Genomic DNA, 19,179 nt, shown 5'->3' on the forward strand with positions numbered 1-19,179 from the left:
TGCGCCGTTATCGGCTACCTGAGTGTCCATGAGTGAGCTCCTAGCTTTCGGGAATCCGTCAGCCGCCATGAGTCTCGATGTCTCAACGAGTTGATTTGTGGTGGGACCTCCTAGTTTTTCTCCGGTTATGTCGATGATCGATCCTCTTGGGCAGGTCTTACACTGGGCGCGTTCAGGTTCCAGTGTTGCGGCGTATTAGAGTGCGGGGTCGACGAGGTCAGATAGTCCTTTGGCCTGGCGGCGGGGGTGCTCGCTGTAGTTGTGTGGGCGGGCTCGACAGTATCTGGTGTCAATGATGTTTAGCAGACGCAGGAGGCGAAGGAGGCGAAGGTCTGATGCGTGTACTTCCGCCTACGTCGGAGACCTTCTTGGCCACGTGTGCATTGTGGGCGGCTCCCCGGCCGGCGAGTCCTGAGTTGCCGGATCCGAGCTGTGGCGGCCTTGTCAGAGATCGAGGTCTGGGCGGTGGGACAGAGACAGCGGGGAGCGGGGAAGCAGTCTGCCGCCATGACACTGACGACGGCGTCGACGCCAGGCCCGTCAATGGGGCCCTAGGCCTTCTCCAGGCTGGGTCCATTCCGACCTCTGCAGGACAAACGTAACTCCGCCGACGAGTTATCTCCCTATTTCGCAGGTGCTAGCGAATGACTGAAGCGGGGTCGGGGTCGGAGGCACAGCAAATCAAAGGCCGTGATTTGTGACGGGCCACGGCCGATGTTAGCGTGGCATTTCAATCTGGAGTTTCCTCGGTCATCCGAGTACGTAACAGTGAAAGGATCGTTTTGGGGGCGGTTTTCAGCACGACAATGTTCACGATTGCGTTCTTGGTTGTAGCAGGCCTACTTCAAATGCTGGCATCGCAGGTTAAGTCCGGCGATTCGAAGCCTAACTATACGTTTGGCATCCGTTCGAAGGCTACTCTGTCGTCTGAGCGTGCATGGAACGCTGCACACACTTCAGCGCTTGGTGCCCTGAAAGCTATTCCGGTGATGCTCATCGGCTTTGTGGCAACACTGTGGGTCATATTCGCAGTACTACCCAAGGATGATTCGAGTGTTCCGTGGATCTTCTTCTCGGGTATGGGGTTCACGGTCATCATGGTGGCCCTGCTCATGCACATGTACTACAAAGCCGATTCGCTGGCTCGACACATTACTGAGGGCGATGAATAATCCAAAGCGGCAATCAGTCTACAACTAAATTTATTTTCATTAATATTGGGGGATATTGTGTTTTATAGTTCATCTAGTCGAACTTTTCGCATCAGCGTGGCTATGTTGCTATCTCTTCTGCTCGGCCCGGTTGGTATCTCGTCCGCTCAAGCATCTGTAGCTACCACTGTTTCAACGAAGAAAACAGATTTCCGAGGAAACTACAGCGCCGAAGATGCGCTCCGGCTTCTCCTAGCTGGTATCGGCCCATTGGCCGAAAGTAACCCACGATTGCTTAGCCTGCTGGGTTTTGCCGCAGATCGTCCGGTCCCAACTCTTGCCGAGGTTGACCCGATCGTTCAGGACTTCCTGGTCTATTACCCAGGGTTTAGTTCCGAAGTACTGCCAAAGCTCCGCTCCGGAAAGCCCCGCTCGGTCGAGGCTGGCCTGGCCACTTTCACGGAAAAGTTCTATGACTACCTGGCCTATCGCAAGGCGATAACCGATCCTCAGGATGCGCAGCAAGTTACGCCCTATGGGTGCGGCGTGACATGGACATGTGCAGCGGTGGCTGCCTTCGTAGTGGCAAACGGCGCCTTGTATGCCAACGTAGCGGTTGCGACCTTCGTGGTCGTAGCCGGTGGCGCCGTTTTGGTTTTGCTAGTAGTTCCCGGCTATTTGGCAAACAAGGACTACATGACAACGGCAGGTGTAGAAGAGATCGGGCGGGACACCGCGATTGCAGAGCTCACACGGGCGCTGCGATGAATTCGTCACTCCTATCCCTGAACTGGCTATCTGCCCAGACTTGCCATGACCCTGCATGACCCCTCACAGAGATCAAGAACGTCGGCGCTTGCGGGAGTAATTTCTCTAGCACTGTTTGGCGCCTTCTTCGCGCTTACGATCTTCTACGCCATGCCCAGCAATGTGTTAGCCGTGAAGGAGGGGGAGCCCCTTCGCCGCACATTGGTGTCAGTTGCACCCCAAGCGTGGGCATTCTTCACAAAGCCGCCCAACGATCCGGAATTCGCCGTCTATCAGCTCCGAGATGACGGATCCGTAGAGTCGTTGATGCAGACTCCACAAACCCGGCCCGAAAACTACTTCGGACTAAGTCGTAAACAAAGGTCTCAGGGGCCGGAGCTGGGCGTGATTGGTAACACCATAAGGGAATGGGCCGATTGCAGCCCCGACGGCGGTCGACAGGATTGCCTTGAGAGGGTGCGATCCCTGGAAACCCAGATCGTCGACAATGACTCACCGGTTGCTTCCGTTTGCGGCCGGATAGTAATTTTTCAGACCAAAGCAGTCCCCTGGGCTTACCGGGAATTTGAATCAGAAGCCCGGTTTGAAGTCAAAGGTGCGGTTGTGGATTCGAGATGCAAGGTGCGATGAGAATAATATCCAGGCTGAACAATGACATCTGGTCATTCAATCCACAATCCCGAATCATTGCTGTCGCCAGGAGCGGTCTGGCGCTCTCCCAGGTACTGACACTCCTACTGACACCAGCACCCTACCTCTACTCGGTTCCGATTCTGGGACAGCCTCCAACCGGACAGTGCACCCGTGCACTGGAGAACGTATCGTTATTCTGCGTTGCGAGCGAGCTCTCGGATGAAGTTGTGCAAGTCTTGATGATTATTGGTCTAATCGTTGTGGCTTCCGGGTTTCTTCCTCGATTTACGTCAATTCTCCACCTTTGGCTTTCCTACTCATTTGCCCAAACAGTTGCCCTACCTGACGGTGGCGACACGGTATTGGTTTTCACTACTTTTTTCCTCGTGTTTGTCTCTCTACCAGATAACCGGCTTTGGCACTGGCCGCAAGGCCACTCACGGTCCACTACCAGATTTGGTGCGTGGCAAGGAATTTCGTGGGCCGCACATTGGGCTCTTAGGATCCAGATTGCGTATATTTATCTGCACAGTGCGTTGGCAAAACTGAGTGTTGAGAATTGGAGCGAGGGAAGCGCCCTGTACTACATCGTTCGCGGTGAGTTCTTCGGAACTGCGAACTTTCTTCAAAGTTTCGTTTTCTTCCTTACATCCGTTCCTATCGTTGCCCTAACACTTAGTTGGGGAACGATGATTATGGAAGGCGTCATTGCAGGAACCCTTCTTAGCAGGCGACCCATGGTGCAGACCGCAGGATTCGTCGCCTGCGTCTTGTTGCATGTCGGCATCATCATGTTCATTGGGATCCGGTCCTTCGCACTGGCCATGGTTTTTTCCGTCATGATTGCAGCGTCGCGGGGGGGTCCTGTCATGAACAAGCTTTTGTCGGAGTTGCCCTTCAACGTGAGTCCGCGCGGCAAGCCGGCGCCCATCGCTTGAGCAGTGAGCCGTCCGGAGGTTGCTGAAGCGAGACCGGACCGTTGTCTGTGCCCGGCCCGTCATTGAGCCCCAGCCGGACCGATTCGTCGGGCGTCTATCATCCGCTGTTCAAGGTGAAGCCTGCTTTGACGCTCCGCGCACTGACTGCGACCCGAACCCGGGTGTGGACACTGTTCACACTTTCCACCTCGAACTGCCTTGTACACGGGCCGGACTGCCCCGGATTCCGCATGTTTCCGCGACTTCCCAGCAATAACAAGCCCTGGAATCACCTTCGAGTCCCACCTCGGGCACGGCATACCCCCTCGTCAGAGGGGGTTTTTGCTTTAACGTGTGTACATTCCGGATGGTCAGGTCCCTCTGACACTGGCCGCGGGGTGTGCCTGGCGCCGCGGGACGCCTGTTTGGTTGTGGGAGAGCGGGTTCAGGGTCGAGGCTGGTGACCGTCCGCTGGCTTTAATCTGGGGTTATGTGTGCCTCTCTTGGTTCGTCGGGTAGGTCGTGGTTGGCCTACACCTCTTCATGGGTAGGGGAACTGAGCGCAACATGACTTCGAAATCCTTCGATAGAGTTCGTGGTTTTTGGCTCGCGGATGATGTCGTGGAGCCTGCGTTGTCGCTGCTTTGTCCGGCCAAAGGGGGTGTGGACATTGTCCACACTTAAGTCTTCTTTATTGCAACTGATTGCAGCCATGTGCTCTTCCCTCCTTGGGCCTATATCTACTCATGCATGTGAGTGTCTATAGCGACATGACGCCGATCAGGAAGCGCTCTACATACTAGGGGTCATTCCGAGGGGGGATTCAGTGGCGGTCGGCTGAGTGCTTTCAAGTTGGTCTTGGCCGTGCCATCGACGCGTACATTGAAATCAACTGGAGGCGGGCCCGACGCACGTTCCCAGCGAAGCCTGAAGCGCGAAGCCAGCGTCTAACGCTTGGCCGATGGGTCCGATGATACGGACCGTGGGCGGGTGACAAGCCGGAACCGATAGTTGCTTCGAGGGTGCCTCGCCGCTATCGGCCACCGGGACGCGGAGTAGAAACGGGCAGAAAACTCAATGTCCTTGCCTGAGAGTGCGTCCAGCTTCAAGCATTTCTGGTCGATTGTTCCGCTTAACCGTTCGCGGCGATAGGCCGAACGGAGGCCCTTGGTCCCGGTCTGTAAGAGGCCAGAGGATCCGCTCGCTATTGAGATTGTTGCAGCGACGGCGCTCATGGGTTCCACGCAAGAACTCTATCTATCCGCCGGAGAACACATGGTGTAACCGTCCCGGAAATTGCCCCATGCGGGTCGCTGAAGGAAGCCACTCCCGCCGACCGGCGGTGCTACTGAGGGTCGGCGGGAGTGATCCTTTGCATTTCCCCGTGGGGTGTCCTGTTCTGAGGGGCTAGATCTATCCTGCTTGGACCATGTGTGTGGGTATTTCCAAGCCGTTGTTCTGGTTGTTGGAAGTGACTGTCACTCGCGGGTCGAAGGCGATTGCGCTTGGTTCGACAGCTACTAGCCCGCCGTCGACAGGGATCGTAGCGGCATTTATGTACGACGCTTGATCTGATAGCAGCCAGGCGATGAGTGCTGCGACTTCGGAGGAAGAGCCGGGGCGCCGGGTGGGGACGAAGGCTGTTGCGAGCTCGTAGGCGGCTTCGCGGCTTACGCCGAGTTCGGAACCGAATTCGCTCATTTCCATGTCTGCCATTTCGGTCTGGGTCCAGCCTGGGCATACGGAATTGGCTCGAATACCCTCAGGGCCGTAGTCAATGGCGACGGTTTGGATCAGCATTGCCAGTGCTGCTTTGGTGGCGTCGTAGCCGGCGATACCTGCAGTGGCCCGCAGGGCGGCGGCGGAGGCGACGCCGACCATGGCTCCTCTGGTGGCCAAGAGGTGGGGTAGGGCGGCGCGGATCAGATAGAACGGTCCTGTCAGGTTTGTGCTGAGCATGGCGTCCCAGTCTTCGTCGTTCAGGTCCCCGGCCACACCTGCTCTGACGATTCCGGCGTTGAGTACCAGGCCGTTAAGGGCGCCGAATCGGTCGATGGTTTCGGTGACGAGTCGCTTCATGTCTGCATCTGAGGAAACATCGGCAATGACCGGATGTGATCCTGTGCTGCGGGCTACCTTGTTCAGGACATCGGGGCGTCGGCCGCAGATGACTACTTCCCATCCTTGGTCTCGAAGCGTTGTTGCGGTGGCGGCGCCAATGCCCGTACCTCCGCCGCTGACAATCGCGACTGAAGAGTTGTTCATGTGTAATCCTCACGTGAAGGGGCGGCCGTGGGTAGGCCCATGGCCCGCCCGCTTAGGCGAAATGGGTGATTGTGGGGTTGTCGAGGGCACGGTGACGGTCAGCGGTCATCGTGCCCTCGACGTGTGCCGGGTCATGGCCTGTGGAACACCGTTTCGCCTTCGAAGACGGTGCGTATTACTTGGGTGGACCCTATTTCATTGACGGGTACGTCGAAGAGGTTCCGGTCCAGGACGATGAAATCGGCTGTTTTCCCTATTTCAAGGGAGCCTTGGTGTTTTTGCTGGTCGACGGCCCGGGCGCCGCTGATCGTCATCGCTTCAAGGGCGGACGGGAGGTCGATGGATTCGCTGGCGTGCTGGAGCATGCCTTGAAGTGCCGGGAAGAGGTTGGGATCGGAGGTGATGATCCAGTCCGATCCGACGGTCATGTGTGCATCATTCTTGAGCACGGAGTTGAAGTGGTAGTAGTCGGTTAGCCCGTATTCGGGCACGTGCCAGATGGCCGGGGACATTTCGGCGACGACGTTGTGTTCGTGGAGGCGTGCGTAGTCGCTGGGACTGATGAACCCGGCATGTGCGATTTCGTGGCGCGGGCCGTCGGGGCCATTGATGGTGCGGACTTTTTCGATGGCATCCAAGGCCCGGCGGGTGGATCCTTCACCGGCGCAATGGATTTTGACGGTGAGGCCGGCGGCGTCGAACTCAGCGAGCCTGGTGACGAATTCCTCTTCGGGAACCAAGATGTTGGTTTCATCAACCGCCCCGTCTTCAGTCAGGTCTGCCTGGGTGAAGTGTGGAGGCAAGGGTGCCCCGTCCAGCCAGACTTTGATGAATTTTGTGTCGACGTGCTGTGAGGCCCATTCGTCCCGGGATTTGATCGTGGATTCGAGGGCGTCGAGCGTGGCCATGCCGAAGCCTTCATCACGCCACACCAGGTGCGCCGCGATGCGGATCTTGAGTTGGTTTTCCTGATCCAGATCGCGGAACGCTTGCAGGGCTTGCGGGGATGCGGACGCTTCCTGCACGGAGGTGATGCCGAATTCGTGGCAGACCGATACCGCCCAGGCGATGGCTTCGGCATTGGTGGTGCGGGAGTAGTCCGGAATCGACCGCAGAACAGGCCAACGGGCCTGTTCGACCATCTCACCGGTCAATGCACCGGTGGCTTCGTCGCGAATGTAGCGTCCCCCGGGAGGGTCGGTGATGTCCTCGGAGATCCCGGCCAATTCGAGGGCTTTCGAGTTCGCCAGGCCGTGGTGGATCGTGTAGTCGTACAGGAAGACCGGCTGATCGGGGAAGGCCCCATCCAGGAAGTCCTTGGTGACGCCGCCCGGTCCCAGGTCCGGCGGGAAGAAGTCCCCGCCCAGAACCCAGCTGGTGCCGTCCGCTTCAACCGGCCCGCTGCAGTTGCACGAGCGGATGTCTTCAATGACCCGCTGCTGGTCACCGCCCGGGCTCAGCCTGGGTTCGAACCGGAATTTGAGGCCGCTGAAGAGCAGATGCAGGTGTGCATCGTGGATGCCCGGCATCATCATCCGACCCTCCAGGTCCACGACCTCGATGTCCTCGGTGATCCTGAGTCGGATGTCCTCTTCGGTTCCGATGGCCACTATGACCCCGTCGTCGACCACTAGGGCTTCAGCCCAGGGCTGGTCAGGGTTGACCGTGTAGATTTTTCCATTCGTGTACGCAGTACTCACTCTGTGGTCCTTCCAAGCAAATGTGGATTTCTTGCCGTCTTCGGGAAAGTGACGACCGGGCAGGAGTTAGACGTTCTCTTTGGCGTAGTCGATGCTGCCTTTGGCCTTGCCGAACAGCAGGCCGGCAACGATCAGGACCGGGATGAGGATGAGCAGCCATTTCGCGGCCGCGTTGTCAGGACCGATGAGTGAGTCGTAATTCTCGATGGTCACGTATCCGATGTAGGAGAGGATCAGTGTGGAGAGTACGGGGGCGATTTTGGTCGCCCAGATGTTGGATGAGTCTTTGGTCCGGACGAAGAACACGACGATCGATATGGATGTCACAATCAGGATGGTGATGAACGCCGCTGTTGCCAGGGCGCTGAACCAGGCGAAAACGACCGTGATCGGGTCGGCGCCGAAGAGCAGGAAGGCGACAACGACGATGCCCACGGCGATGCCGTTGGTCAGGGCTGCGGGGGAGGGGCTTCCAGCCTTGGAGACTGCGGCGAGTCGGGTCGGTAGGACGCCGGCGCGGCTCAGGGCGAAGAGGTAGCGGGCGAACATGTTCATCAGGCCCAGCAGCATGGCCAGGTAGCTGGTGACGACCAGGACCTGCATGGACATGCTCAGAGCGTCGCCGCCGCTGGCGCTGGCGAGGCTGAAGATGAATCCTGCAGGGTCTTCGGTGGCGGTCTGCTGGATGTTGTCGACGCCGATGGCGCCACCGATAACCCAGATGGAGAGGGTGTAGAAGATGCCAACGAAGGCGATCACGGCATAGAGGGCCCGCGGGATGGTTTTGCGCGGGTTGACTGCCTCTTCTGAAAACACGACCGTGGCTTCGAAGCTGGTGAAGCACAGGAACGCGAACAGCAAAGCGATGCCCAGGCCCGGGCTGAATAGGTTGTCAGCGGTAAACCCGGAAACCGAGAAGACCTCAGGGCCTTTGCTGGCTACGAGCGTGATGACCAGGGCTGCGACAACAAGGGTTTCGCCGATGATCAGGACAGCCAAAAGCCGGATGCTTGCGTCGATGCCCCGCATGGTCAGTGCCGTGGTGATGACGAGCAACACGATAATCCAGATGACCGGGGGAACGGCGAGTCCAGTGAGGCTCTCAAGCAGCTGCCCGGCGAACACGCCGAACTGCGACCACAGCCCTACCTGCAGGCTGAGGTACATCAGTACCGCCAGTCCGGCACCTGCTGTGGCCCACGGCGTGCCGAGACCTTTGGCGATGTAGGCAACAAAGCCGCCGGCGTTGATGACGAACCGGCTCATCCGCAGGTACCCGACGGAGAAAAGTGCAATGAGCAGAGCCGCAATGGCGTAAATAAGCGGGGCGGCGCCTCCTACAGAGGCAAAGACAACAGGACCGGTTCCGACCACCGCTGCCATCGGCGCTGCGGCGGCGATGACGAAAAAGGCGATGGCGAAGACACCGAGTTTGTTGGAGCGAAGGTGACCTGGTTGCGGTGCAGGAGTGTTGGACGGCGTCGTTGCCGGCAACTCGCTGACGTTATCAATCATGGGGTTTCTCTTTCAAAAGGGCGGCCGTAGCCGGGGCGCGGAGTCCTCAGACGAGGAGCCGGGCCTGGAGTTTTTGGCTGAGTGCCGGGGTGAGCCCGAGTCCGTCTTCCAGGTAGGAACGGCGAGATCCCCAGGTGTTTTCGACGCTGCGCCAAGCGGCGTCGAGATAACTGGGTCGGGCTTCCAGCAGGGGCGTGATGATGGTGCGCAGGTGCTTGTCGATGGGTGGGACGTCCCCTGCGGTGGTGCGGATGAGGTACTGGTTTTCGGGCAAAGAGCTTTGGGTGTAGTCATCGCGGATTACGGAATCGGGTACACCCAGGACGGTCAGGAGTACGGCTATGGCCCAGCCGGTCCTGTCTTTTCCTGCTGAGCAGTGGACGACCACGGGCAGGTCGCCGGTGGCCAGGGAGGTAAGGAATTTGGCAAATACTGAAGGGTTGCCGGCGATGTCGTTTGCGTAGAGGCGGTGCATCGCTTCTTCAGCTTCTTCGGCGGTGAGGGTGTCAGCCAGTTCTGTGAGCCGGCCTTCCCGGACCGCCGACCAGAGAACAGCATCTCTGCCGTCCTTGGTTTGGAGGGGCGTTTGGACGCCCTTCCAGGTAGGAACAGTGCGGTCTTCGGCGTGTGATTCCCAAGGGTTACGCAAATCAATGAACTGCAGGCCTGCGGACCGCAGCAGCTCACGGTCCCGGGAGGTAGCGGACCCGAAGTGTCCGCTCCGGTAAACGAGTCCTTCAGCGAGGCGGGATCCTCCGTGGGCGCGCAGACCACCAATGCTCCGGAAGTTCCGGACGCTCTGCAGTGCCATGGATGCACCCGAGCCGACTGTGACCTGTTTCATACAGCAAAGCTAAACCCTGTATGTGTCGTTCGGCAATAGAACATGCTAATTCGATGTTAAACAGCTAGTCCAAAAGCTGGTCATACTGTTCAATGTTCTTGTGCGAGCGGTTCATCGTCAGATTTTGCCAGCTTCTGCCAAAGTTTGGACTGAGTGTTCACTTTTAGGATTGGGTGTGCAATCATGTGAAGCAGGTCACCTAATTACCTAAGCAAAGGACGAAAATGAGCACCGCTGACAAGCCCCTTTCGGTACGGGAACGGAACCGCATGAGGACCCGTGGGGACATCCTGGACACCGCAGCCGAGCTTCTGGGCTCAGAGGGGTATGCCGCGACGGTTATCGAAGTTCTCAGCCAACGGTCGGGTGTTTCGCGTGGGACGATCTACTCCCACTTCCCGGGCGGCAGGGAAGAGATCGTCCGCGAGGTCTATCTCCGGATCGCCGATGGCGTCTACGTGCGGGGTATCAGCTTGCGTGATGCGTTGACCAATCCCGGCGAGAGGATCACCGCCCTGGCATTCGCTTTGGTGGAGGCCACGAAGGAGCCCGCGGGCCGGTTCTATGGCGTCATGGGTCCGGACCTGGTCTCGGCGTTGTCCGGTGTCCTGGGTTCGACGTCCCGTTCCTTTGAGGAACTGATTGCCCAGGATTTGAAGCACGCCCAAGAGGACGGGACCTTGGATGCGGACGCACCAACCGAGGTCCTGGCCGCAACGATTACCGGGGCTATCCGTGCCGCCGGAGCGGCTGCAGCAGGCAAACCTGCGAACGCAGAGCAGGCCGTCGAGGCTGTGCGGCTGCTCATTGATGGACTTCTCGTACGAGCTACTGTCTGACCCGCCACTGGGTCAAAACACCAACGGAGGAACTTGTGTCTGAACAACATTACGATGTCATCGTTATCGGATTGGGCCCGTGGGGCTCATCGACGGCATGGCATCTGGCGGCCCGCGGCAAGACCGTCCTGGGTCTGGATCGATTTGCGCCTCCGCATATGCACGGCTCGCACGGTGGAGCTACACGGTTGGCACGTCAGTCCAGCAGCGCCGGGGCACAATACACGCCCTTTACCAAGCGGACCTTCGAACTGTGGGATGAGCTGGCCGCGAAGACCGGTACCCGCTTGTTGGAGCGATCCGGAACGGTGTTCGTCGGTGAGCCCGGATCGATGTGGTTCGACAAGACCGTCGCTTCCCTGGGATCTTCTGACTTCGAATATGACGTCCTTGACGGCAAGACAGCACGTGAGCGTTTTCCCTGGGCCCGCATCGCCGACGAAGAAGTCGCCGTGTGGGAACCAAACGGCACGGTCGCCCTCGTCCACGCAGCCATCGAGGCACTCCAATCCGAAGCCCGGCGGTTGGGGGCAACCCTTCGGACAGGGGAGTCCGTTCTGGGCTGGGACGAGACAGCCTCGGGCATCGTTGTGAACACCGAGCGGGGAAAGTACACCGCCGACAAAATTGTCGTAACCGTGGGTGCGCGCGCCAACCACTTGATGCAGCTGGAACTGCCCTACAAGGTGGACCGTCAGGTGTTGGCCAACTTCCGCCAGGTCGGGCCGCCGAAGCCAGCCATCTACTTCGCGAAGCCTCCGGGATCGGATGAGGCGCCGTCCTACGGTTGCTCCGAGCCCAGTGGTGAGTGGAAGTTCTCCGTCCCTGGAAAGGGAAACTGGATCGACCCGGAGGATCTCAGCCAGGACCTTCGTCCCGGAGACCTCGAACGCATCCAGGACGTGCTGCGCGACAGGCTTCCGGAGATTGACCCCAACCCGGTGTCCACCACAGTCTGTATGTGGTCCGAAGTCGAAGACGGTCACTGGGTCATCGGCGAGCACCCCGAGTCATCGAAAGTGGTCATCGGTACCGGCGACATGGGCCGGGGCTTCCGCTACGCGGCTGCTGTCGGGGAAATGTTGGCCGACCATGTTGACGGCGTTTCCCGACCGGAAACCAGCCTGTTCCTGCCTTCGCGGTTCGTCACAGCAAAGGCATGAGAAATGTCATCCGTTGATGTCCTGACCGCACCGTTACAGAGCTTGTGGGAGCTCGTAGAACAGTGCAGCCAGGACGGTCCCCGACAACAACACAGTGCACCTGCATTCCAAATTCGAAGGACATCCAACTCTAATGACCATCGTCCCTGAAACCGAAATCACCAGCATTGAGGCGGTGCTTTCATCCTCCCCGGAGTGGGGTGGCTGCCATGTCACCGCGCGTTCGCTCTCTGGCGGTCAAGCACATAAGAACTACCTGGTCGAAGACGGGCAGCGCCGCTGCGTCGTCAAGCTCTGGAACAACTACTGGGAAACTGTAGGCGTTCTTCCAGCAGCGCACGTCGTGCTGGAAAACACGAAGATCGCAGCTGTCATAGGCGTCGGCGCACCGGTGATCACGGTCTCCGCTGACCCTCTGGCGCTGGCCTTGGACTTCGTCGCGGGCGGCCACCCCAAGCTCAACGATGACGAGGACTCCATCACCCGGCTCGTCCCCGCGCTCCACCGGCTGCACCATTCAGGCCGCCGCTTCCTCAACGACATCAATCCCTTCGACCAGGCCAGACAAAGGATGGCTGCGGCGGGAACGCACGGCATCGAACTTCCCCCGGGAGCGCGGGCCATACAAGCCTTGATGGATCGCCTGGAGACGGTCCTGGCCTTGGATCCAGCCCAGTTCGTGCCCTGCCACCTGGACATATGGGACGCGAACATCATCAAGCAGACCTCCTCGATGACGTACAACATCATCGACTGGGACCTCGCCGGCAACTCAGACCCCTGCTACGAAGTCGGCTTCGTCGCCGCCCAAAACGGGTTCGGACAAGACAAAGCCCACGCCCTCTTCCGGGCTTACTTCGGCAACGAGGACCCCGTGAAAATTGCCCGCGCACGGCTCTTCATGGCAGTGGCCCACTGGTCCAACAGCGGGCTGTGGATCACCGCACTGGGCAACGCCCGACCGAACGACGACGCCGACTATGCAGGGGAATTGCGAACCAGTTGGGAAGGGCTGATCAGGGAAATCACTTCCCCTGACTTCCCTGAACTCATTAAGGCCGCTGCCACGCCGGCAGCACTCGTCTAGACAACCAAATACCACCACCCGACGGGCCGATCAGACCGGCTGACTCCCCATCAGCTGTGACAACCACGCCCAAAAACGGGAATGATCCAACAGGAGCACGACATGAATGACATCACCGAACAACAAGCACAGCAGGTACTTGAGGCAGCGCGCGAAGCAGCACGTTCCTCCGAAACCCTGATGAACATTGCCGTGGTGGACGCCGGCGGAAACCTCAAAGCCTTCACCCGCATGGATGGTGCCTGGCTTGGCAGCATCGACATCGCCATCAAAAAGGCGCGCACGGCCCGGTACTTCGACATGCCCACCGGAGACATCGGTGCCATCTCTCAGCCCGGCGGTTCGCTGTTCAACATCGAAGTCTCCAACGGCGGCCTGATCACGTTCCCCGGAGGCATCCCCTTGACCAAGGGCGGCGTCGTCATCGGCGCGATCGGCGTCAGCGGCAGCTCGGTCGAGAACGACCACCTGGTTGCCACCGCCGGCGTCAACGCCCTCTAGACCGTTGCCGGGTCAGGCCATCGACCGTCCGGCCCGGCAACGCCCCCTACCCACGTTTCCCGATTCGAATCCGCTCAACGGCCAAGGACAGCAATGACACTCGAAACAGCCACAGAACCGGCCCCCGAGGCCATCCTCCAGGAAAGCCTCATGGACCGCCGTGTACGCACCATCGGGCCTCACTCGCCGTTGTTCTATGCCACGCCGTTGGAGATTGTGGCCGGTGAAGGAGTGTGGGTCGAAGATGCCGCGGGCAAACGATACCTGGATGTCTACAACAACGTCCCCCACGTCGGGCATTCCAACCCGGACGTCAGGGATGCGATCACCAACCAGCTCCAGAGAATCAATCTTCACACCCGGTATCTCAACTCCGGAGTGGTGGACTACGCCGAAAAGCTCCTTTCACTTTTCGATCAGCCTCTGGACCGGGTGTTCTTCACCAACAGCGGCTCGGAAGCGAATGAGCTGGCCTTGAGGATCGCCAGGCAGCACACCGGCAACACAGGCGTCCTTATTTCCGACCACAGCTACCATGGCAACACCACAACCCTGGCTGAGCTGACCACTGGTCTTCACGTCAAGGAACCCCTCGGCGCCAACGTCCGTGCCATCCGCATACCCGATGCTGCCGGACTCACAGCTGCCAAGCGAAAGCGTGTCTTGACGGAGGCGTTGCGCGAAGTCGACGCAGCAATAGCCTCACTCCAAGCAGAGGGCTACGGCCTCTCCGCCATCCTCTACGACCCGCTGTTCTCCACCGAAGGGCTGCTGAAAACCCCCGATGGCTACATCGAAGCGGTCACCGACAGGGTCCACGCTGCCGGCGGCCTGGTCATCGCCGACGAGGTCCAGTCCGGCTTCGGACGCATCGGCACCCACATGTGGGGACACCAGGCTTTCGGAACAACACCCGACCTGGTCACCCTCGGCAAGCCCATGGGCAACGGCTATCCCGTAGGTGGCGTCATCACCACCTCAGCCCTCCTGGAGGAATTCGGGGAAAACAACACCTACTTCAACACCTTCGCGGGAAGCCCCGTGTCCTCCGCAGCCGGCCTTGCCGTCCTGCGCGTCATGGAAGAACGGGGCTTGCTGGAAAACGCCCACCAACTGGGCAAATACATCGCTGACGAACTCGCCGCCCTGGCCAAAGGCAACCCCCGGATCAAGAACGTCCGAGGCAGCGGCCTCTTCTTTGGTCTGGAACTGGTGAATCCGGAAGACACGACACCGGACCCTGTCATCACCAAGGCACTCACTGAAGAGCTGCGCACACGCGGGGTTCTTATCGGAAAGATCGGCCGCCACGAAAACGTCCTCAAAATGCGACCGCCGATGGTCTTCGACCGTGAAAATGCCGAGTACATGATCGAACAGCTTCGCCTGGCCCTGGAAACACTCGAAGGTCGTACCGCATGAGTAGATTCCCCACACCAACGACGTAGCCCGGACCCATCCGGTCCCGCCCCGCACGTCCTGCCATCGAACAGCAACCACCGAATCAGCTTCATAACTTTTCCAACCAGGAGGAACCATGAACACCAACAGCCTGCTCACCTCGACATCCACACCGACCCGGACCATCCTTGATCCGGCAACCGGTGAAGCTGTCGGTGAAGCACCGGTCCACACCGTCGAGGACCTCGAAGCCGCCATCACCGCCGCCACCGAAGCGCAACCTGCCTGGGCCGCTCTGGGCCATGAAGCACGGTCAGCCGCGCTCATGAAAGCCGCCGACGCCGTCGAAGCCAACGCCGAGGAACTCGCCAAGATGCTCTCCCGCGAGCAGGGCAAGCCGTTGAACGGCCCGAATGCCCGCTTCGAAGTCGGCGCGTGTGCCGCGTGGCTGCGAGCAGCTGCCGGCACACCCCTGGAGGCCGAAACCGTAGTGGACGACGGCGAAACCCGCGCCCAACTGCATTACCGCCCCATCGGCGTCGTCGGCGCCATCGGCCCATGGAACTGGCCTATGATGATCACCGTCTGGCAGATCGCCCCGGCCCTGCGCATGGGCAACGCCGTGGTGGTCAAACCCTCCGAGTACACGCCACTGTCGGTCTTGGCGCTGGTTGAAACCATCAACACGGCCCTCCCCGAGAACCTTGTCTTGGTCGTCTCCGGCGGCCGTGACGTCGGCGAAGCCCTCGCATCCCACCCCGCCATCGGCAAGGTCATGTTCACCGGCTCCACAGCCACGGGCAAAGCGATCATCCGTTCCTCGGCCGACACGGTCAAGCGCCTCACACTGGAACTCGGCGGCAACGACGCCGGCATCGTCCTCCCCGATTCCGATCCCCAGGCCATCGCCGAGGGCCTGTTCTGGGGCGCGTTCATCAACACCGGCCAGACCTGCGCAGCACTGAAGCGCCTGTACGTGCACGAATCCCAGTACGACGCCGTCTGCGATGCACTGACCAACGTTGCACAAGCCATGCCGATGGGCAACGGCTTGGATGAGAACAACGTCCTGGGCCCGCTGCAGAACCAGCAGCAGTACGACATCGTCGCCCGCCTGGTGGAGGAGGCCAAGGCCTCCGGCGCCCGCGTCCTGATCGGCGGCAACCCCGACGCCGACGCGCCCGGCTACTTCTACCCCACCACGCTGATCGCGGACATCGACAACGACAACCCGTTGGTCGCCGAGGAACAGTTCGGACCAGCGCTGCCGATTATCAGGTACAGCACCGTTGACGAGGCAGTCGCCAAAGCGAACGCGCTCGACGTCGGACTGGGGGCCTCAGTCTGGTCCTCCGACCTGGACGCGGCCCGCGAAGTCGCTTCCAGGATCCAGGCCGGAACCGTGTGGATCAACAAGCACGGCGCTGTGGACCCCCGCGTCCCGTTCGGTGGTGCGAAGCAGTCAGGCTACGGCCTGGAGTTCGGCGTCGAAGGCCTCAAAGCACTCGGCGTTCCCCAGATCATCAACGGCTAAATAAACCCAACCGGGCGACACGGCGGGCCATGCGTCCGTCGTGTCGCCTACCTCAGCATCGGGTCGAGAGTTTCGCCCGTCAGGCCCATTGCAGTCACAGCAGTCCAGCCCACCAGGAAGCGAGGAACCCCATGAAACAGAGCAAACATGCAGTTGAAGTGAGCGATTGGTCAGTTCTGAAGGCCGGTGAAATGGTGGCCATCGCGGACGATCCCTATGCCAAGGACCCGCTGAAGATAGAGGAAACAGCACCGGAGCTGGGTGTGCTCTGGGTCCGGAGGCAGTCCAGCGGAGATCGGCAAATTTTGAACTCGGGCGATTACAAGATCTGGCGCCTGACCTAACAGACGTTCGACGCCGCAAACTACGTCGACGTCCGAATCCTTGCAGTCGCTGGGGTGTCCAGTACCTGGTGCTATGAACTTGTCGTTTGTCGCCACTCCCAGTCGTCGGTCATGAATTGACGGAGTTCGCGGGCCAGGCGTCGAAGCTCGTCGGAGGCGTAATGGGTGGCGTCCCAGGATGCATGGTGGACTATTTCCAATGGCCTGTTGTCCGCATAGGCGGGGAGGGTTTGAAGGCCGAAGCGCGCAGGCTCTGTCACGAGGGCGTGCCCGTGCCCGTTTGCTGCAAGGGCTTGGGCCATGGCGCCGGTGGAGACGTCCCGGATCATGGCGGGTGTGCCGAAGCCGGACATGGCCTTGGTCACCACTACCTGCACGCCGCTTCGAGCCACGATCACCCAGTCGTCCTTCAGGCTTTCCAGATCAACGTGTGAGGCTGTGCCGAACCGGGCATTTGAATCCGGTTGGCTTTGTACAGTGATAGGGATGGTTGCCACTGGGAGCTGGGCCCGGCTGCGAGGTGGCGACAGCGAGCTTACAGCCATGTCAACCTCGCGGTCGAGTACACCATCCAGTTCATTGGCCAAGAGAATTTCGACGTCGACGATGGGTGCGTCTCTTGCGGAAATGAAAGAAGCGAGAATGTCGGCGGTGGAATGAGGACAGGCGATGCGGAAGGATGATTGCCCTCGAAACCTTGACTTGATGATGCCTTCTGCACGCTCGAAACGCGACAGGACATCTTCGCCGAGCTCAAGCAGTACCTGCCCGGCGGCGGTTGTCGACATGCCGGTGGGGGTGCGGTGGAATAACCGTACTGCCAGTTCTGCCTCAAGGCGGCTGATCTGCTTGGAGATGGCCGGTTGGGTGACGGACATCTCAGCGGCCGCACCGCTGACTGAACCCAGTCGGGCCACTGTCTCAAAGTACTCCAGTGCTCTCCTATCCATTGCTTCAGGGTAGGGCACAAGGAGGGTCAGGAGACGAGTCTCGCGGATCCCATGAAGTATTGAGCGCCTGAAAGGCATTCCGAATAGTTATATAGGTAAGGGGTAATTGTCATTAGACAGTTATTGGGGTGCGGGTAAAAATTGAGGTAACCAATCACCCATAGGGGTAAGGCAGGCAGCGTTGCAGCGTGCCTGGACTGGTACCCAAAAACTGCCTATTAGGAGAGACGATGACGTCTATCGAAAGCACCCTCGCATTATCCGAAGTTGAACGACACCGTGAGGCGCGCCGCGTGGTCCAGTCCAGCTTTCTGGGAAGCGTTCTGGAATTTTACGATTTCCTGCTCTACGGCGTCGCAGCCGCGCTGGTGTTCGGCCCAGTGTTCTTCTCGAATCTCCCATCATCGGTAGCGACCATCGCTTCGTTGGGAACCTTCGCGGCGGGTTACCTGGCCCGGCCGATCGGCGGCATCATTTTCGGACACTTCGGTGACCGGCTCGGCCGCAAGAGCATGTTGCTCTGGTCCTTGTCCATTATGGGAGTCGCGTCGTTCCTGGTTGGTCTTGTACCGCCGGAATCGGTAATAGGTCCTTGGGGTGCAGTCAGCCTCGTACTGCTAAGGCTCATGCAGGGTGTGGCTTTAGGTGGCGAGTGGGGTGGAGCGACCCTTATGGCGCTTGAACACGCCGACCCTGGAAAACGGGGATTCATGGCCGCCTTTGTCAATGCCGGTGCGCCTGCCGGCGGGATCATTGGCACGCTGGTGATGGGCCTTTTCTCGGCAATTCTCAATGAAGCCGACTTCCTGTCCTGGGGCTGGCGCGTACCCTTCCTCCTTTCCGCCCTCATGCTTGCCCTCGGACTCTACATTCGGCTGAAAGTCTCCGAGAGCCCGCTCTTCGTTGCTGCGGCTCATCAAAAGAAGGGTAAAGAAAGCACTGCCGCTCCAATCGTGGCAATTATGAAGTCGCCTCGTACAGTCCTCGTCGTCGCCCTGGCCTGCATCGCAAGCTTTGCCCTGCAGTCGAGCATTACAACGTTTGGCCTCTCGTATGCTGTCGATCAAGGCTCGGCACGTGAGGACGTACTCTTCGGCTTTACCATCGGCCAGATTGCCGCGATCGTACTCATCCTTGCCTACGCAAAGCTATCGGACCGTGTTGGCCGGCGCCCTGTGATGATCTTCGGCTGCATAGCGTCAATCGTTCTTATCTACCCCATGTTTGAATTGCTGAAAGCCGGCGGCATAATGTTCACCGCCCTCGCCTTCGTCGTGTTCTGCATCGGACAAAACGCCATCTACGGACCAATGGGGGCGTTTATCTCGGAGCAGTTCGCTACCCAAAGCCGGTACACCGGCGCTTCAGTGGGATATCAGCTTGCAAGCCTCGTGGGTGCGGGCTTTACCCCGACAGTTGTGGCCGCTGTTTACGCTGCGTCTGAGAAGTCAATCATGCCGGTGCTCATTCTTATCGCGGCCATATCAGCCATCAGCGCAGTGTTCCTGTGGATCTCACAGGAAACCCGCAGCCGTGACCTGACGAAATAATGCCGCAAATGGCTGAT

The 19,179-nt window shown here is 59.5% G+C and carries 16 protein-coding genes; 11 read left to right on the forward strand and 5 right to left on the reverse strand.

The genetic code is table 11. The features are described 5' to 3' along the window. Nucleotides 1-722: 722 nt before the first annotated feature. From LDN85_RS10085 to LDN85_RS10100, 3 genes are all read left to right on the forward strand, one after another. Nucleotides 723-1,172, forward strand: a complete 450-nt coding sequence (locus tag LDN85_RS10085) for an SdpI family protein (protein WP_223945314.1) — start codon at nt 723-725, stop codon at nt 1,170-1,172. A 45-nt stretch (nt 1,173-1,217) separates the two neighbouring features. After that, nucleotides 1,218-1,919 carry a hypothetical protein gene (locus LDN85_RS10090; protein WP_223945315.1) on the forward strand — a complete coding sequence of 234 codons (702 nt, stop codon included), beginning with the start codon at nt 1,218-1,220 and terminating at the stop codon, nt 1,917-1,919. 626 nt (nt 1,920-2,545) lie between these two features. Beyond that, nucleotides 2,546-3,490 carry a sporulation-delaying protein SdpB family protein gene (locus LDN85_RS10100; protein ID WP_223945316.1) on the forward strand — a complete coding sequence of 315 codons (945 nt, stop codon included), beginning with the start codon at nt 2,546-2,548 and terminating at the stop codon, nt 3,488-3,490. A 1,392-nt stretch (nt 3,491-4,882) separates the two neighbouring features. Here LDN85_RS10100 and LDN85_RS10105 read toward each other — a convergent pair. The 4 genes from LDN85_RS10105 to LDN85_RS10120 form a co-directional block, all read right to left on the reverse strand. Further along, the gene (locus LDN85_RS10105; RefSeq protein WP_051420770.1) at nt 4,883-5,734 is read right to left on the reverse strand and encodes an SDR family oxidoreductase; all 852 of its coding nucleotides are present in this window, start codon (nt 5,732-5,734) and stop codon (nt 4,883-4,885) included. A 131-nt stretch (nt 5,735-5,865) separates the two neighbouring features. After that, the gene (locus LDN85_RS10110; RefSeq protein WP_223945317.1) at nt 5,866-7,434 is read right to left on the reverse strand and encodes an amidohydrolase; all 1,569 of its coding nucleotides are present in this window, start codon (nt 7,432-7,434) and stop codon (nt 5,866-5,868) included. A gap of 66 nt (nt 7,435-7,500) precedes the next feature. Next, a complete protein-coding gene (locus LDN85_RS10115; RefSeq protein ID WP_026540458.1) occupies nt 7,501-8,949 on the reverse strand; it encodes an APC family permease in 1,449 nt (482 codons plus the stop codon). A gap of 46 nt (nt 8,950-8,995) precedes the next feature. Then, nucleotides 8,996-9,793 (reverse strand): tyrosine-protein phosphatase, encoded by a 798-nt coding sequence (locus tag LDN85_RS10120; protein ID WP_223945318.1) that lies wholly within the window; start codon nt 9,791-9,793, stop codon nt 8,996-8,998. 224 nt (nt 9,794-10,017) lie between these two features. Between LDN85_RS10120 and LDN85_RS10125 the strand changes: the two genes are divergently transcribed. From LDN85_RS10125 to LDN85_RS10155, 7 genes are all read left to right on the forward strand, one after another. Then, nucleotides 10,018-10,632 carry a TetR/AcrR family transcriptional regulator gene (locus LDN85_RS10125; protein ID WP_223945319.1) on the forward strand — a complete coding sequence of 205 codons (615 nt, stop codon included), beginning with the start codon at nt 10,018-10,020 and terminating at the stop codon, nt 10,630-10,632. Between the two features lie 35 nt (nt 10,633-10,667). Further along, complete coding sequence (solA, locus tag LDN85_RS10130; protein ID WP_223945320.1) at nt 10,668-11,795, forward strand: N-methyl-L-tryptophan oxidase; 1,128 nt, start codon at nt 10,668-10,670, stop codon at nt 11,793-11,795. Nucleotides 11,796-11,928: 133 nt separating this feature from the next. Next, nucleotides 11,929-12,882: a phosphotransferase gene (locus tag LDN85_RS10135; RefSeq protein ID WP_223945321.1), complete on the forward strand. Its 954-nt coding sequence runs from the start codon at nt 11,929-11,931 to the stop codon at nt 12,880-12,882. A 102-nt stretch (nt 12,883-12,984) separates the two neighbouring features. Further along, complete coding sequence (locus tag LDN85_RS10140; protein ID WP_091470866.1) at nt 12,985-13,383, forward strand: heme-binding protein; 399 nt, start codon at nt 12,985-12,987, stop codon at nt 13,381-13,383. A gap of 93 nt (nt 13,384-13,476) precedes the next feature. Beyond that, complete coding sequence (locus tag LDN85_RS10145; RefSeq protein WP_051420772.1) at nt 13,477-14,805, forward strand: aminotransferase class III-fold pyridoxal phosphate-dependent enzyme; 1,329 nt, start codon at nt 13,477-13,479, stop codon at nt 14,803-14,805. A 115-nt stretch (nt 14,806-14,920) separates the two neighbouring features. Continuing rightward, a complete protein-coding gene (locus tag LDN85_RS10150) occupies nt 14,921-16,318 on the forward strand; it encodes an aldehyde dehydrogenase family protein (RefSeq protein WP_026540464.1) in 1,398 nt (465 codons plus the stop codon). Between the two features lie 131 nt (nt 16,319-16,449). Beyond that, nucleotides 16,450-16,662 carry a hypothetical protein gene (locus LDN85_RS10155; protein ID WP_035760648.1) on the forward strand — a complete coding sequence of 71 codons (213 nt, stop codon included), beginning with the start codon at nt 16,450-16,452 and terminating at the stop codon, nt 16,660-16,662. 71 nt (nt 16,663-16,733) lie between these two features. On the opposite strand, the gene LDN85_RS10160 is transcribed toward LDN85_RS10155, so the two are convergent. Further along, nucleotides 16,734-17,612 carry a LysR family transcriptional regulator gene (locus LDN85_RS10160; protein ID WP_162150369.1) on the reverse strand — a complete coding sequence of 293 codons (879 nt, stop codon included), beginning with the start codon at nt 17,610-17,612 and terminating at the stop codon, nt 16,734-16,736. Between the two features lie 230 nt (nt 17,613-17,842). Between LDN85_RS10160 and LDN85_RS10165 the strand changes: the two genes are divergently transcribed. Beyond that, nucleotides 17,843-19,162, forward strand: a complete 1,320-nt coding sequence (locus LDN85_RS10165) for an MFS transporter (protein WP_026540466.1) — start codon at nt 17,843-17,845, stop codon at nt 19,160-19,162. Nucleotides 19,163-19,179: the final 17 nt, after the last annotated feature.

Source organism: Arthrobacter sp. StoSoilB20 (genome assembly GCF_019977295.1).
GTDB lineage: Bacteria > Actinomycetota > Actinomycetes > Actinomycetales > Micrococcaceae > Arthrobacter > Arthrobacter nicotinovorans_A.

Excerpts from the sequence above, each read along its gene's own strand:
- LDN85_RS10100 (WP_223945316.1), top strand. The coding sequence starts at position 2,546 with ATGAGAATAATATCCAGGCTGAACAATGACATCTGGTCATTCAATCCA.
- LDN85_RS10105 (WP_051420770.1), bottom strand. The coding sequence starts at position 5,734 with ATGAACAACTCTTCAGTCGCGATTGTCAGCGGCGGAGGTACGGGCATT.
- LDN85_RS10115 (WP_026540458.1), bottom strand. The coding sequence starts at position 8,949 with ATGATTGATAACGTCAGCGAGTTGCCGGCAACGACGCCGTCCAACACT.
- LDN85_RS10120 (WP_223945318.1), bottom strand. The coding sequence starts at position 9,793 with ATGAAACAGGTCACAGTCGGCTCGGGTGCATCCATGGCACTGCAGAGC.
- LDN85_RS10125 (WP_223945319.1), top strand. The coding sequence starts at position 10,018 with ATGAGCACCGCTGACAAGCCCCTTTCGGTACGGGAACGGAACCGCATG.
- LDN85_RS10135 (WP_223945321.1), top strand. The coding sequence starts at position 11,929 with ATGACCATCGTCCCTGAAACCGAAATCACCAGCATTGAGGCGGTGCTT.
- LDN85_RS10140 (WP_091470866.1), top strand. The coding sequence starts at position 12,985 with ATGAATGACATCACCGAACAACAAGCACAGCAGGTACTTGAGGCAGCG.
- LDN85_RS10145 (WP_051420772.1), top strand. The coding sequence starts at position 13,477 with ATGACACTCGAAACAGCCACAGAACCGGCCCCCGAGGCCATCCTCCAG.
- LDN85_RS10150 (WP_026540464.1), top strand. The coding sequence starts at position 14,921 with ATGAACACCAACAGCCTGCTCACCTCGACATCCACACCGACCCGGACC.
- LDN85_RS10155 (WP_035760648.1), top strand. The coding sequence starts at position 16,450 with ATGAAACAGAGCAAACATGCAGTTGAAGTGAGCGATTGGTCAGTTCTG.
- LDN85_RS10160 (WP_162150369.1), bottom strand. The coding sequence starts at position 17,612 with ATGGATAGGAGAGCACTGGAGTACTTTGAGACAGTGGCCCGACTGGGT.
- LDN85_RS10165 (WP_026540466.1), top strand. The coding sequence starts at position 17,843 with ATGACGTCTATCGAAAGCACCCTCGCATTATCCGAAGTTGAACGACAC.